Consider the following 12,914-nt stretch of genomic DNA (forward strand, 5'->3'; position numbering starts at 1 on the left):
GCGGCGGCTACTCGCCCTTGGCCGACGTCAGGCCCTGCACGCGGCCCAGTACCGACACCGGCCCGTCCACCGGGTCGAGCGCCACCTCGTTGGAGACGAACTCCATCGTCAGCGACTGTTTGATCTCGCCGTCCGTCAGCGCCAGCACGTCCTTGTTCGGCGTCGGCACCGACGCGCCCTGCGCGGCGGTCTGCTTCTCGAAGTGCCGGGTCGTGAAGAACACCAGCGCCCCGCCGTCCTTCGTCCGCAGCGCCAGCGGCGCGTAGTCGCCGTTCGTCAGCGGCTCGTCGATGTACTGCGTGGCCAGTCCGGGGCGGGTGGACCGCTTCTCGCGCAGCGCGCGCCAGGAACTGGTGTGCGTCCCGTCCGCGAAGGTCTTCCCGCCGTCCTGCAGATACGTCGTGTAGCCCTTGCTCAGCTCGGCCGGCGGCATGCTCACGTCGGTCGCGTTCGCGGGCACGGCCTCCGCCCAGCCGTCCGCGTCGGTCTTGAACTCGGGCACCTTGCCCGGGGCGACCAGCGTCAGGTACGCCGCCTCCCAGGTGTCCTCCAGGCCGTCGCGGGTGAACACCAGCAACCAGCGGGCGTCGCCGCCCTTGTTGGCCTTGGTGTCCGCGAGGAACCAGCGCGGCCAGCCCGCCTTCTTCGGGATGGTGAACCTGGCGTCGCTCAACTCCAGCGGCGTGTGCGTCGGGTTGCCGTCCGGGTGGTTGGCCGCCCCCGCCTCCAGCCGCGCCGAGTCGATGGCGGCGAGGGCGCCCGTCGTGCGGTCGGCGTCCAGGTCGGCGTCGAACGCCTTGTCGGCCTCGTTGTACGCGGTGGTGAACCGCTCCAGCGCCTTCGCGGCCTCGGCCCGGGTGGCCGAGGGGAGCACCTCGCGCTCACCGTGCACCACCACGCATCCGCTCGCCGCCAACGACAGAGCGGTCGCCGAGGCGGATATGAGCGCGCACTTCTCAAGCCTGCGGGGCCTTCGAGGGCCGCGTTCCTGGCTCATCAGGTTCCTTCACCTTCCCCTTCCCGGAGGCGAACCCTACCGGGGCGAGGAAGAGCGCGAGCGTCGGGATCAGGTACAGCAGCCACACCGTGACCTGGAGGACGGTCGGATCGGGCTGGAAGTTGAACACGCCCTTGAGTAGGGTGCCGTACCAGCTGGACGGGTCGACCGTGTTGCTGATGTCGAAGGCCAGGTTCGTCAGACCCGGCACCAGGTCGGCCTCCTGCAAGTCGTGCACGCCGTACGCGAGGACGCCCGCCGCCACGACGACCAGCATGCCGCCGGTCCAGGTGAAGAACCGGGCCAGGTTGACGCGCAGCGCGCCCCGGTAGAACAGCCAGCCGAGCAGCACCGCCGTCGCCAGTCCCAGGGCCACGCCGATCAGCGGGCGCGGGGTGCCGTCGCTCGCCGCGTGCACCGACGCCCACACGAACAGCGCCGTCTCCAGGCCCTCCCGGCCGACCGCCAGGAACGCGGTGGCCACCAGGGCGCCGGTGCCCATCGCCAGGGCCGCGTCCAGCCGACCGTGCAGCTCCGCCTTCAGATGCCGGGCGGTGCGCCGCATCCAGAAGACCATCCACGTCACCAGGACCACGGCCAGGATGGAGAGCGAACCGCCCAGCGCCTCCTGCGCCTTGAACGTCAGCTCCTGCGAGCCGAACTCCAGCGCGCAGCCGAAGCCGAGCGCGATGGCGATCGCGACGCCGATGCCCGCCCAGATCGGTTTCAGGGCGTCCCGGCGGTCCGTCTTGACCAGATAGGCGATGAGGATGCAGACGACGAGCGAGGCCTCCAGGCCCTCGCGCAGTCCGATCAGGTAGTTGGAGAACACGGTTACGCCTCCTTGCCGAACAGCGTGCTGCCCCACCAGTCGTCCGCGTCGCGGACCCCGGGCGGCACGGCGAAGACCGCCGAACCCACGTGCTGGATGTACTCGTTGAGCGCGTCCGTCGCCAGATTGCGCTGGACGCGGATGAAGCCCGTGCGCACGTCGCGCTGGTAGGCGAGGAAGAACAGGCCGGCGTCCAGGCGGCCCAGGCCGTCCGTGCCGTCGGTGAAGGAGTAGCCGCGGCGCAGCAGCGTCGCCCCGCCGTTGGAGTCGGGGTGGGCGAGCCGGACGTGCGCGTCGGGCTTCATCGCCTTCAGGAAGGGTTCGTCGCGCTCCTTGGCCTTGCCGACCGGCGCGCCCTCGCCCTTGTCGCGGCCGAACACGTCCTCCTGCTCTTGCAGGGAAGCCCGGTCCCAGGTCTCGATGTGCATGCGGATGCGGCGGGCGACGAGGTACGAACCGCCCGCCATCCAGGCCGGTCCGTCCTTCGCGGCGGCCCAGACGAACTTCTCCAGGCGGTCCTTGTCCGTGCCCGCGATGTTGCGGGTGCCGTCCTTGAAGCCGAGCAGGTTGCGGGGCGTCTGCTGGTCGGGCGTCGTGGACGAGGTCTTGCCGAAGCCGAGCTGCGACCAGCGCACGACGACCTTGCCGAAGCCGATCCGGGCGAGGTTGCGGATCGCGTGCACGGCGACCTGCGGGTCGTCGGCGCAGGCCTGGACGCACAAGTCGCCGCCGCTGCGCGCCTTGTCGAGGTTGTCCCCGGGGAACTTCGGCAGGTCGGCCAGGGCCTCGGGGCGCAGGCCGGCGAGGCCGAACTTCGCGAAGAGGGACGGGCCGAAGCCGATGGTGAGGGTCAGCCGGGACGGCTTGAGGCCCAGCGCCTCGCCCGTGTCGTCCGGCGGGGCCTCGGGCAGACCGCCGTAGGCGCCCTCACCCACCGCGTGACCGGCGGTCATCGCGCGGGCCGCCGCCGTCCACTCCTTGAGCAGCGCGACGAACGCGGCCCGGTCCTCGGTCGTCACGTCGAACGCCGCGAAGTGCAGCCGGTCCTGCACCGGCGTGGCGATGCCCGCCTGGTGCGCGCCGTGGAAGGGGACGGCGGAGCCCGCGTCGGCACCGGCCGGGTCCGCGTCGCCGCCGGTGCGGTCCATCGCCACCGCGCCGCCGGCCGCCGCGGCGGCGCCGAGCGCCAGGCCCGCTCCGCCCCAGCCGATCAGCGCCCGCCGGGAGGGCGAAGGGGCCGGTGCGGGGGAGTCGGTGTCCGTCATCTCGCCTCCCACGCCTACTCGGCGACCACGGCCGCGGCGAGCTTGGACAGCGGCTCCGCCAGCGCGTTGACCGCGTCCGACAGCTCCTTGCGGTCCGCCTTGCCGACCTTGTCGTAGGAGGTGAACTCGTAGGAGGAGGTGCTCGGGCGGTACTGGTCGAGCAGCTTGTTCAGCGCCCCGAACTGGCGGTCCAGTTCGGTCGTCAGCGCCGCGTCGTTCTCCTTCGCGACCGGCTTCAGCAGCTCGTACGACTTCTGCGCGCCCTCGACGTTGGCCTTGAAGTCGACCAGGTCGGTGTGCGAGTAGCGCTCCTCCTCGCCGGTGACCTTGCCGGTGGCGACCTCGTCGAGGAGTTCCTTGGCGCCGTTGGCCATGGAGGTGGGGGTGATCTCCGCCTTGCCGACCCGGTTCTGCCAGTCCTTCAGGTCGGTGACCAGGGTGGCGGCCAGTTCCTTCTCCCGGTCGCCGATCTTCCCGTCCTGCCACAGCGCCTTCTCCAGGCGGTGCCAGCCGGTCCAGTCGGTCGCCGGGTCCTGGCCCTCCTCCAGGCCGTCCTCGCGGACGTCCACCTTCGGGTCGATGTCGCCGAAGGACTCCGCGACCGGCTCCGTGCGCTCCCAGCCGATGCGGGAGGTGGCGTACGCCTTCTTCGCGGCCTCCAGGTCGCCGGCCTCGACGGCCTTCGCGAACGCCTCGGCCTTCGGCAGGGTCTCGTCGGCCTGCGCCTGCACGTACTGGCGGTAGGCGGCCACGGCCTCGTCGAGCCGCGGGTCGCGCTCGGCCGCCTTGCCGCCGGTGGCCTTCACCTCCTGGCGGATGCCCTTGCCCTTCATGCCGGGCTTGCAGGCGATGCGGTACTCGCCGGCCTTCACCTCGGCGGTGACCCGCTGCTCGGTGCCGGGGCCGATGTTCTCCCGCTCGGTGACCACCCGGTCGTCGGGGAAGAGGAGATAGACCTCGGTGACCTTGGAGCCCTTGTTCTCGACGGCCAGTTCGACGTGCCCGGCCGGGAACTCCGTCTTCGAGACCTCGCACTTGTCGTCCGTCGCCGTCACCGTGATGACGTGCTCGCCGTCCTCCGCGCCGCTCTTCTCCGTGCAGCCCGTGACGGCGGCCAGGGCCGCGACGGTGGCGACGGCGGTGACGGCGGAGAGTCTGGCGGCTCGCATGCGGGGCTCCAAGGGGTGGCCGAAAAGTGCGCGTGACGGGCCTCTGAGGGAAGGTGAGGCTGGCCTAACATACCTAAGGATTTCCTAAGTAAAACCCGTCCATGCGGTGATCCGAATCTCATGGACGGTGTATGAGCACGGGCCGGTCACGGTGGCTCAATGAGGTGCTCATAGGAGGGTCAAAGGTGCGTCAAGGATGGCCTGCCGGGGCGGCGGCGGGACGTCACGGCGTTCGGTGCGGGACGACGAGCAGCGCCCCCGTGCGCGGGTGCGGGAACACCTCCACCGGGTGGTCGTAGACCTCCGACAGCAGACCTTCGGCGAACACCCGCGCCGGGGGACCGTCCGCCGCGATCCGGCCCGAGCGCAGGACCGCCACCCGGTCCGCGTACGCCGCCGCCAGCGCGAGGTCGTGCAGGACGACCACCACCGCGTCCCCGGCCCGCGCCCGCTCCCGGCACAGCCGCAGCACGAGTTCCTGGTGCCTGAGGTCCAGGGCCGCCGTCGGCTCGTCGAGCAGGAGGAGGGGAGCGCGCTGGGCCAGGACCCGGGCGAGTGCGACCCGGGCCCGCTCGCCGCCGCTGAGCGCGGAGAACGGGCGCCCGGCGAAGCCGGTCACCTCCGTGCGCGCCATCGCCTCGGCCACGGCCGCGTCGTCCTCGCCCTCCCGGTCGCCGCCCGCCCAGGGCGCCCGGCCCATCCGGACCACCTCCTCCACCGCGAACGGGAAGGACAGCGACGCCGACTGGGGCAGCACGGCCCGGCGCAGCGCGAGTTCGGGCGCCGACCATGCCGTCGCCGGGCGGCCGTGGACGCGTACGACGCCCTCGGCGGCCGGGACGTCGGCGGCCAGCGCGCCCAACAGGGTGGACTTGCCCGCTCCGTTGGGGCCGACCAGGGCGAGCACCTCGCCCGCGCGGACGCGTACGTCCACGCCGTCGAGGACGGGCCGCCCGCCGAGGCGCACGCGCACCTGCTCGGCCTCGGCGAGGACGTCGCCCGGCGCGGGCGGGGGCGGCGGCGCCGGACGTGGCGACGGTACGAGCCGCGCCAGTCTCGGACCTCTCATGCCCAGCCTCCCTGCCTGCGCCGGGTGCGGCGCAGCAGCCAGAAGAAGAACGGACTGCCCAGCAGCGCCGTCAGCACCCCGAGCGGCAGCTCGGCCGGCTCCGCGACCGTGCGGGCGGCCAGGTCGGCGGCGAGCAGCACCAGCGCGCCGAGCAGGGCGCTGCCCGGGATCAGGAACCGGTGCCGGGGGCCCGCCGCCATCCGCAGCAGGTGCGGGACGACGAGCCCCACGAAGCCGATGACCCCGGCCACGCTCACCGCCGCCGCGGTCAGCAACGCGATCACCAGGACCAGGACGACGCGCAGCCGCTCCACGTCCACACCCAGGTGCCGGGCCGGGCGTTCACCGAGGGCGAGCAGGTCGAGCCGGCGGGCGTACAGCGGGGCAAGCCCGAGTCCCAGGGCGGCGCACGGCAGCACCGCCAGCACCTTCGGCCAGGTCGCCTGGGCGAGCGAGCCCAGCTGCCAGAAGGTGATCTGGTTGACCGCCGCCGTGTCGGCGAAGAACAGGAACAGCCCGATCAGCGCGCCCGCGAAGGCGTTCACCGCGATGCCCGTCAGGATCAGCGTGACGACCTCCGTACGGCCGCCCGAGCGGGCCATCGCGTACACCACCAGGACGGTGACGAGCCCGGAGCCGAACGCGAAGGCGGGCACGGTCCAGTTGCCCAGGAAGTTCGAACCGAACGCGATGGCGCCGACCGCGCCGACCGCCGCGCCCGAGGAGACGCCGATGACGCCCGGCTCGGCCAGCGGGTTGCCGAACACGCCCTGCATCAGCGCCCCCGCGCAGCCCAGCGAGGCGCCGACGAGCAGCGCGAGCACGATCCTGGGGAAACGCACGTTCCACAGCACCGACTCGGCCACCCGGTCCAGCTCCGTGCCGCCGAGCCCGGTCCGGTGCAGCAGCGAGCCGAGCACGTCGCCGACCGGGACCGGGTAGGCGCCGGTGCCGGCCGCGACCGGGACGAGGACCAGCAGGCCGGCGGCGAGTGCGGCGGTCAGCAGCCAGGCGGTGGAACGCCGGGCGCGGGGCGGGGCCGGGGCGGCGGGTGCCTGCGGGCGCTGCCCCGGCTTGTCGTCCAGTACGGTCACCGGGCGCCGTCCTCGCCGTAGAGCTGGGTGACGACCGACTCGAGCACCTGGTCGGTGCGCGGGCCGTAGTTGAGGAGAACGCCGTCCTCGACGGAGACGACGCGGCGGTCCATCCCGGCCGGGGTCTGTGCGACGCCGGGAATCCTCACCAGCCCGTCGACGCCGCCGACGGACTCGAGTCCCTTGCTCATCACGAGGATCGCGTCCGGCGCGGCCTTCACCAGGGCCTCGCTGGTGATGGCGGTGAAGTCCTTCCCGAGGCCGGAGGCGGCACCCGCGTCCACCGCCCCGGCCGCCTCGATCAGCGAACCGGCGCCGGAGTCCTCGCCGCCGATGAGGTAGACGGAGGCCGAGCCGCGCAGGTACAGGAAGGCCACCCGCGGCTTCTCCCCGTGCGGAACCTCCGCGCGTACGGCCTCGATCCGCTGCTCCGAGCGCCGGGTCAGTTCCTTCCCGGCCGCCGGTACGCCGAGGGCGCCGGCGACCGCCCGGATGCGCGGTCCCACGTCGTCCAGGCCCTTCGCCGCCTCGACGAAGACCACCGGGACCCCGGCGGCGCGGATCTGGTCCACCGCCTCCCGGGGCCCCGTGGTGGTCTCGGCGAGCACCAGGTCGGGCTTCAGGGACAGCACGCTCTCGGCGGAGACGTCGTGACCCCGGGTCACCACGGGGAGCCGCGCCGCCTGTTCGAAGGTGGCGGTGACGTCCCGGGCGACGACCCGGCCGCCGAGCCCGAGCGTGAAGACGATCTCGCTGAGGCTGCCGGAGAGGGGGACGACCCGCTCGGCGCCCTTCACCGTCACCCGCTCCCCGTCGGCGGACCGCACGGTCACCGGGAGCCGGGGCTCGGGTCGCCGCGCGAGCGGTTCGACCCGGTTCGCGACGGACCCCTCGGCCCGGACGGCCGCCGAGTCGGCCCCGGCGCCGGACGCGGCCCCGGAGGCCGCCGGGGAGGAGCCTCCGCATCCGGTCGCGGTCAGGGTGAGGGCGAGCACGGACAGCAGTGCTCCCGCCAGTCGGTTGCGCAAGCGTCGCACGGTTCCGTCCCGTCCTTTCGTCGACTGCCGTATCAGTCCAGCAGAGCTTAGGTTAGCCTTGCCTTACTTCGCTACCGGCCCCCCGATCCGGAGGAACTCGCATGCCCGCCCGCCTTCGCGCCCTGGTCACCGTGGTGTGCGCGGCCGTTCTCGGCGCCCTGCTGCCCGTGACCGCCGCCCACGCCGAGAACCGGACCGTGCGGGGCGGACGGCTCGACTGGGGCGTCAAGTCCTCCTTCCAGAGCTATGTCACCGGGCCCGTCGCGAAGGGGAGTTACTCCCTGACCGGGGGAGTGGCGACCGTCGGCGGCAGCGCCTTCCGCTTCCACTCGGCGACCGGCACCTACGACCCCGCCACCGGCGCGTTCCGCGCCGCCTTCTCGGGCGGCGTGCACTTCCTCGGCCACCGCACGAGCGGCGGCGCCCACCAGCTCGACCTCACCCTCAGCCGTCCCACCGTGAGCGTCTCCGGCGCCACCGGCACGCTCCACGTGGACGTCACCAGCAGGGCGAAGGACACCGGGACGGTCACGACGTCCCGTCAGGTGCCCTTCGCCTCCCTCTCCCTCGGCGGCATCGACATGCGGGGCGGCGGCGGCACCGTCACCCTGAACAACCTCCCCGCCACCCTCACCGCCGAGGGCGCCCGCTCCTTCGCCGGGTACTACACCGCCGGCACCGCGCTCGACCCGGTGAGCCTGTCCGCCGACGTCGAGGCGCCCGCGTCGCGGCGGGAGAAGCAGCCGACGGCGACGTCCTCGCCGTCCGCCGACTCACCGGTGCCCACGAGGACGGCGGGCGGCGCGATCCGGGACGGCGCCGTCGACTGGGGTGTGCGCCGCACCTTCCGCGAATACGTCACCGGTGACATCGCCGACGGCGCGTGGGCCCTGTCCGCGGGCGCCCAGGACGGCGGCGCGCTCTTCCGCTTCCCCGGCGGCGAGGGCACGTACCGGGACGGCGAACTCACCGCCGACTTCGAGGGTGCGGTGCGCTTCACCGGCGCCCACGGCCTCGACCTGACCCTCAGCGGCGTACGGGCCGCCGTGAAGGACGGCAAGGGCACGCTGTACGCCGACGTGACGAGCCCGGACGCCGCGGAGAAGAAGGTGCCCCTGGTCACCTTCACCGCCGGCGAACCGAAACCCGCCGACGGCCTGGTGAAGTTCACCGAGGCCCCCGCGAAGCTCACCGCACGCGGCGCCGAGGCCTTCGGCGGCCTGTACCGGGCGGGCACCGAAATGGACCCGGTGTCCCTGGCCGTCGCCCTCACCGCCGACGCGGAACTGCCCGCCCTGCCCGACCTCGGCAGCGATCCCGCCCCGAGCGTGAGTCCGCAGCCGACACAGACCACCGCCCCGGACACCTCCGCCGCGCCCGTCGCGAGCACCGCCGACGACGACGGCTTCCCCGCACTTCCCGTCTCCCTCGCGGCCGGCGCCCTGCTGCTCGCGGCCGCGGCCCTCGTGGCCGTCGCCCTCCGCAGGCGCCGCGCCCGGCCCGCCGCGTCCCCCTCGGACCCGGACCAGGGCTGACCACTCCCGACACCACCGACAGCCAGGAGAACCGAGCCATGCCCGTCAGACGACGCCGCTCCACCGCACTCGCCGCCGCCGTCGCCACGGCCACCGCCCTCGGCGCGACCGCGCTCGCCGCACTGGGCGGCGCCACCACCGCCTCGGCGGCCGAAGCCCCGCTCGCCGACTACGAGTTGACCTGGGGGATCAAGCAGTCCTACCGGACGTACGTCGGCATGTTCGGCAGCTTCACCGCCTCCGAGGGCGCCGGCCAGGCCGCGGGCAACGGCGCCTTCACCTTCACCGGGGGCACCGGCACCTACGACACCACGGCGCACACCGTCGACCTCGCCTTCCAGGGCAAGCTGGTGAGCGCCTCCGCCGCGCACCACTTCGAGGTCACGCTCACCGACGTGCGCTTCGACAGCGGCGCCGGTGAGATCACCGCCGACGTGACCACGGTCGACACCTCCGGCGCGACGCCCACCAAGAAGGGCGACGACGTGCCGCTCGCCAAGGTCGCCGTGACCCGCGCGATGACCGGCATGGCGACCACCCTCACCGCCGAGGCGGGCGAGTACCTCGGCAGCGCGGGCTACGCGGGCGCGGCGGGAGACCCGCTGACGGTGGTCAGGAAGACGCCGCCGACCACGGAGCCCACCACCGGGCCCACCACCGGGCCCACGACCGGGCCCACCACCGGTCCCACGACCGGTCCCACCGGAGAACCCACCACCCCGGAAGCCTCCGAGGAGCCGACCACCGACCCGGAACCGACCGGCCCGCAGACCACGCCGGCCACCCGGGAGCCGAGCCCCGCGACGAGCACCAGCGCCTCGCCCTCCGCGCCCGCGAGCACGGCCCCCGCCAAGGGCGAGATCGCCGACGGCACCCTCGGCTGGGGCGTGAAGGAGTCCTTCCGCGCCTACGTCGTCGGCAACGTCGCCAAGGGCCGGGTCACCGTCTCCGGCGGTGCCGCCCAGGCCGCCGGGAACGGCGCGTTCACCTTCAAGGACGCCACCGGCACCTACGACACCGACGCCGGCAAGCTGACCGCCGCCTACAAGGGCGCCGTCAACTTCAGGGGCCACGAGTCGGGCGGCACCTACGGCCTCGACCTGACGCTGAGCAACCTCAAGGCCACTCTCGACGGCGGCACCGGCACGCTCAGCGCCGATGTGAACAGCCTCGGCACGCAGACCAAGGGCGTGGTGCTGGCCGACCTCGAGGCGAAGTCCGGCGACCTGGAGGCCGCACGGGACGTCATCACCGTGGACGACGTCGCCGCCACGCTCACCGCGGCCGGCGCCAAGGCCTTCGGCGACTTCTACCAGGCGGGCACCGCGCTCGACACCGTCGACCTGTCGGTGGCCCTCAGCGACGACGCCCGGCTGCCGGACGGCGACGGCTCGGACACGTCCGGCGGCTCCGGCACGGCGGGCGGCTCCACCGGCGGGGGCACGGACACCGCCGCAGGCACCGGATCGACCGTCGGCGGCACCGGCACGACCACCGGCGGTTCCCTCGGCGGCGGCAGCCTCGCCTCCACCGGCTCGGACATACCCGGCCCGGCGCTGGGCGCGGCGGCCGGCGCCGCGGTCGTGGCCGGCGCGGGCACGGTGTACGCGACGCGCAGGCGGCGGACCCAGGGGCGGTCCGCCGAGTAATCCCTTGCGGGCCGGGGCGGCTGGGACCCGATACTGGCCGCATGGAGCGGGCGGTGCGGGAAGCGACCGGGGGACCCCTGGTCCTGGACGTCCGGGGCCGCCCCGGCCCGCCACCGCTGCGCTTCGTCCGGGCCCGGGACGGCGGTCCGCCCACGCTCCACCAGGACGACCGCCCCCTCACCCGGGCCCGGTGGCACGGCGACGGCTGCTGTCGCGAGCTGCGCCTGCGCCGCCTGCCCGGCCACCGCTCCCCGCTTCCGCCCCTGCGCGCCGCGTGGATGCGTACCGCGGACACCGACTGGCGCCACCGCTGCGCCCGGTGGCTGGAGGACACCCCCCACGGGCCGCTGCACGACGGACGCTGGTCGCTCACGGCACGCGCGTCGTTCGCTCCGGGAATCTGGAGCGCGGACTTCGTACGGGACTGGCCCGACACCGTCCTCGAACTGCTCTGCGGAGGCGGCTGGCACGGCGTCCTGCCCCTGCGCCCGCTCTCCCCGCCCGACGCGCCGCGCGTGAAGGCGTACCGCAAGCACGCCCGGGACGGCACGCTCGCCCCGGTCCTCCTGTGGTGGGTGTCCTTCCTCGACGGCTGGCTGATCCTGGACGGGCACGACCGGGCCGTGGCGGCGCTGGCGGAGGGCACCGAACCGGCCTGCACGGTGCTGGCCCGGCTGCCGGACGAGACGGAGTGGCGCCGGACCGCCGACGCGGTCGCCGAGGGGCACGCGGAGCGGATGTCCCGGCTGTCGGAGCACCCCGCCGGACCGGGAACCGAACGCCAACGCGCCGCCCTGGAGCGCGGGTACGCGGACGCGCTCGCCGCCCTCCCGTACGACGAGAGCCCCACCCCGCTCTGGCCGCCCGCGGACGATGCTTGAATGCCCCGGTGACCGACTACGACGTGCTGCGCGTCTTCTGCGCGCCCAACGGCGGATACGGCAACGAACTGGGCGTCGTCCGGGACGGATCCGTACTGCCGGAGCCCGAGCGGCGGCAGGAGCTGGCCGCCAAACTCGGCTTCAGCGAGACCGTGTTCGTCGACGACCCCGAGCGCGGCGTCGTCGACATCTACACGCCCACCCTGCGGCTGCCCTTCGCCGGCCACCCCTGCGTCGGCACCGCGTGGCTGCTCGACGTGCCCGAACTCGTCACGCGGGCCGGGGTGGTGGGCGCCCGGCTCGACGGCGAGTTCAGCTGGATCGAGGCCCGGCCCGAGTGGGCCACGCCGCGCACCCTGCGCCAGTACGCCACCGTCGCCGAGGTCGACGACCTCCCCGTGCCCCCGAAAGGGGAGTGGGTCTACGCCTGGGCGTGGGAGGACGAGGCGGCGGGCCGGGTGCGCGCCCGCGCCTTCCCGGGGCGCGACGACGGCATCGACGAGGACGAGGCGACCGGGGCGGCGGCGCTGCTGCTGACCGCACGGCTGGGCCGCGCCCTCAACATCACCCAGGGCGTCGGCTCCCAGATCCTCACCGCTCCGCAGCCCGAGGGCTGGGTCGAGATCGGCGGGCGGGTGCGCCTGGAGCGGTGACTCAGGCGGACAGCGGGAACTCCTCGCCGAGCGCCCGGAAGACCGCCGTGTTCAGGGCGAAGGCGCGCTTGCACTCGGCGACGACCCGCTGCTTCTCCAGGTCGTCCGCGCGGATGCCGTCCAGCAGGTCGCGGTACTCCCGCTTGAAGGCGGCCGGGTTGGAGATCTCCTCGAAGACGTAGAAGCGGACCCCGTCGCCCTTCCTGGCGAAGCCCCAGGTCCGTTCGGCCTTGTCGCGGATGATCTGCCCGCCCGACAGGTCGCCGAGATAGCGCGTGTAGTGGTGGGCGACGTACCCCGCCGGCCACTCCTCGGCGCACTCGCGCACCCGGGCCGCGTACGCCTCGGTCGCGGGCAGGGCGGTCAGCCCCGCGCGCCAGTCCGCGCCGCGCAGGTGCGCCAGGTCCCGCTCCAGTGAGGCCAGCCGCAGCAGCTCCGGCCGGACGAACGGTCCGGCCACCGGGTCGGTCGCCAGCCGGCCTGCGGCGGTCTCCAGGGCTTCGTAGACGAACCACAGCTGCTCGGTGTAGCGCGCGTACGCGTCGACGCCGAGCCGGCCGCCGAGCAGGTCGCTCATGAACGTCGAGGTCTCCGCCTCCACGTGCTGCTCGTGGGAAGCGGTGCGGATGAGCGTCGAGAAGGAGTCCATGAGCGTGATTTTCTATGGTTAGGCTTACCTAAGTCAATAGGCTTGCCGACGGACTGTCGGTAAAAGCGTACCCACCCGGACGCG

12 protein-coding genes are annotated in these 12,914 nt (G+C 73.7%); 4 read left to right on the forward strand and 8 right to left on the reverse strand.

The annotated features are described in order from the left end of the window. Positions 1-7: 7 nt before the first annotated feature. The 7 genes from NI25_RS27830 to NI25_RS27860 all read right to left on the reverse strand — a co-directional run bounded on the left by NI25_RS27830 (position 8) and on the right by NI25_RS27860 (position 7,463). Positions 8-997 (reverse strand): hypothetical protein, encoded by a 990-nt coding sequence (locus NI25_RS27830; protein WP_061445071.1) that lies wholly within the window; start codon positions 995-997, stop codon positions 8-10. Next, a complete protein-coding gene (efeU, locus tag NI25_RS27835) occupies positions 957-1,829 on the reverse strand; it encodes an iron uptake transporter permease EfeU (RefSeq protein WP_061445072.1) in 873 nt (290 codons plus the stop codon). Before efeU ends, NI25_RS27830 begins: the two co-directional genes overlap by 41 nt. Before the next feature lie 2 nt (positions 1,830-1,831). Further along, entirely contained in the window at positions 1,832-3,094 is a 1,263-nt protein-coding gene (gene efeB, locus NI25_RS27840) for an iron uptake transporter deferrochelatase/peroxidase subunit (protein WP_061447128.1), read from the reverse strand. A 14-nt stretch (positions 3,095-3,108) separates the two neighbouring features. Then, a complete protein-coding gene (efeO, locus tag NI25_RS27845; protein ID WP_061445073.1) occupies positions 3,109-4,263 on the reverse strand; it encodes an iron uptake system protein EfeO in 1,155 nt (384 codons plus the stop codon). Positions 4,264-4,486: 223 nt separating this feature from the next. Continuing rightward, positions 4,487-5,332 carry a heme ABC transporter ATP-binding protein gene (locus NI25_RS27850; protein WP_061445074.1) on the reverse strand — a complete coding sequence of 282 codons (846 nt, stop codon included), beginning with the start codon at positions 5,330-5,332 and terminating at the stop codon, positions 4,487-4,489. After that, on the reverse strand, positions 5,329-6,426 hold the full coding sequence (locus tag NI25_RS27855; protein ID WP_061445075.1) for a FecCD family ABC transporter permease: 1,098 nt from the start codon (positions 6,424-6,426) through the stop codon (positions 5,329-5,331). The genes NI25_RS27850 and NI25_RS27855 overlap by 4 nt, the downstream gene beginning before the upstream one ends. Further along, entirely contained in the window at positions 6,423-7,463 is a 1,041-nt protein-coding gene (locus NI25_RS27860) for a heme/hemin ABC transporter substrate-binding protein (protein WP_061445076.1), read from the reverse strand. Before NI25_RS27860 ends, NI25_RS27855 begins: the two co-directional genes overlap by 4 nt. 101 nt (positions 7,464-7,564) lie before the next feature. On the opposite strand from NI25_RS27860, the gene NI25_RS27865 reads away from it, so the two are divergent. The 4 genes from NI25_RS27865 to NI25_RS27880 are packed head-to-tail and all read left to right on the forward strand — an operon-like array spanning position 7,565 to position 12,181. Then, the gene (locus NI25_RS27865; protein ID WP_061445077.1) at positions 7,565-8,998 is read left to right on the forward strand and encodes an HtaA domain-containing protein; all 1,434 of its coding nucleotides are present in this window, start codon (positions 7,565-7,567) and stop codon (positions 8,996-8,998) included. A 38-nt stretch (positions 8,999-9,036) separates the two neighbouring features. Further along, on the forward strand, positions 9,037-10,647 hold the full coding sequence (locus NI25_RS27870) for an HtaA domain-containing protein (protein WP_061445078.1): 1,611 nt from the start codon (positions 9,037-9,039) through the stop codon (positions 10,645-10,647). 41 nt (positions 10,648-10,688) lie between these two features. Beyond that, the gene (locus NI25_RS27875; RefSeq protein ID WP_061445079.1) at positions 10,689-11,528 is read left to right on the forward strand and encodes a hypothetical protein; all 840 of its coding nucleotides are present in this window, start codon (positions 10,689-10,691) and stop codon (positions 11,526-11,528) included. A gap of 8 nt (positions 11,529-11,536) precedes the next feature. Continuing rightward, a complete protein-coding gene (locus tag NI25_RS27880; RefSeq protein ID WP_061445080.1) occupies positions 11,537-12,181 on the forward strand; it encodes a PhzF family phenazine biosynthesis protein in 645 nt (214 codons plus the stop codon). 1 nt (position 12,182) lies between these two features. Here NI25_RS27880 and NI25_RS27885 read toward each other — a convergent pair whose 3' ends face one another. After that, positions 12,183-12,830 carry a heme oxygenase (biliverdin-producing) gene (locus NI25_RS27885; protein WP_061445081.1) on the reverse strand — a complete coding sequence of 216 codons (648 nt, stop codon included), beginning with the start codon at positions 12,828-12,830 and terminating at the stop codon, positions 12,183-12,185. Positions 12,831-12,914: the final 84 nt, after the last annotated feature.

Source organism: Streptomyces sp. CCM_MD2014, assembly GCF_000772045.1.
Classification (GTDB): Bacteria; Actinomycetota; Actinomycetes; order Streptomycetales; family Streptomycetaceae; genus Streptomyces; species Streptomyces salinarius.

Coding starts and splice junctions, on each gene's coding strand:
- NI25_RS27870 (WP_061445078.1), top strand. CDS start 9,037: ATGCCCGTCAGACGACGCCGCTCCACCGCACTCGCCGCCGCCGTCGCC.
- NI25_RS27865 (WP_061445077.1), top strand. CDS start 7,565: ATGCCCGCCCGCCTTCGCGCCCTGGTCACCGTGGTGTGCGCGGCCGTT.
- NI25_RS27875 (WP_061445079.1), top strand. CDS start 10,689: ATGGAGCGGGCGGTGCGGGAAGCGACCGGGGGACCCCTGGTCCTGGAC.
- NI25_RS27830 (WP_061445071.1), bottom strand. CDS start 997: ATGAGCCAGGAACGCGGCCCTCGAAGGCCCCGCAGGCTTGAGAAGTGC.
- NI25_RS27850 (WP_061445074.1), bottom strand. CDS start 5,332: ATGAGAGGTCCGAGACTGGCGCGGCTCGTACCGTCGCCACGTCCGGCG.
- NI25_RS27885 (WP_061445081.1), bottom strand. CDS start 12,830: ATGGACTCCTTCTCGACGCTCATCCGCACCGCTTCCCACGAGCAGCAC.
- efeO (WP_061445073.1), bottom strand. CDS start 4,263: ATGCGAGCCGCCAGACTCTCCGCCGTCACCGCCGTCGCCACCGTCGCG.
- efeB (WP_061447128.1), bottom strand. CDS start 3,094: ATGACGGACACCGACTCCCCCGCACCGGCCCCTTCGCCCTCCCGGCGG.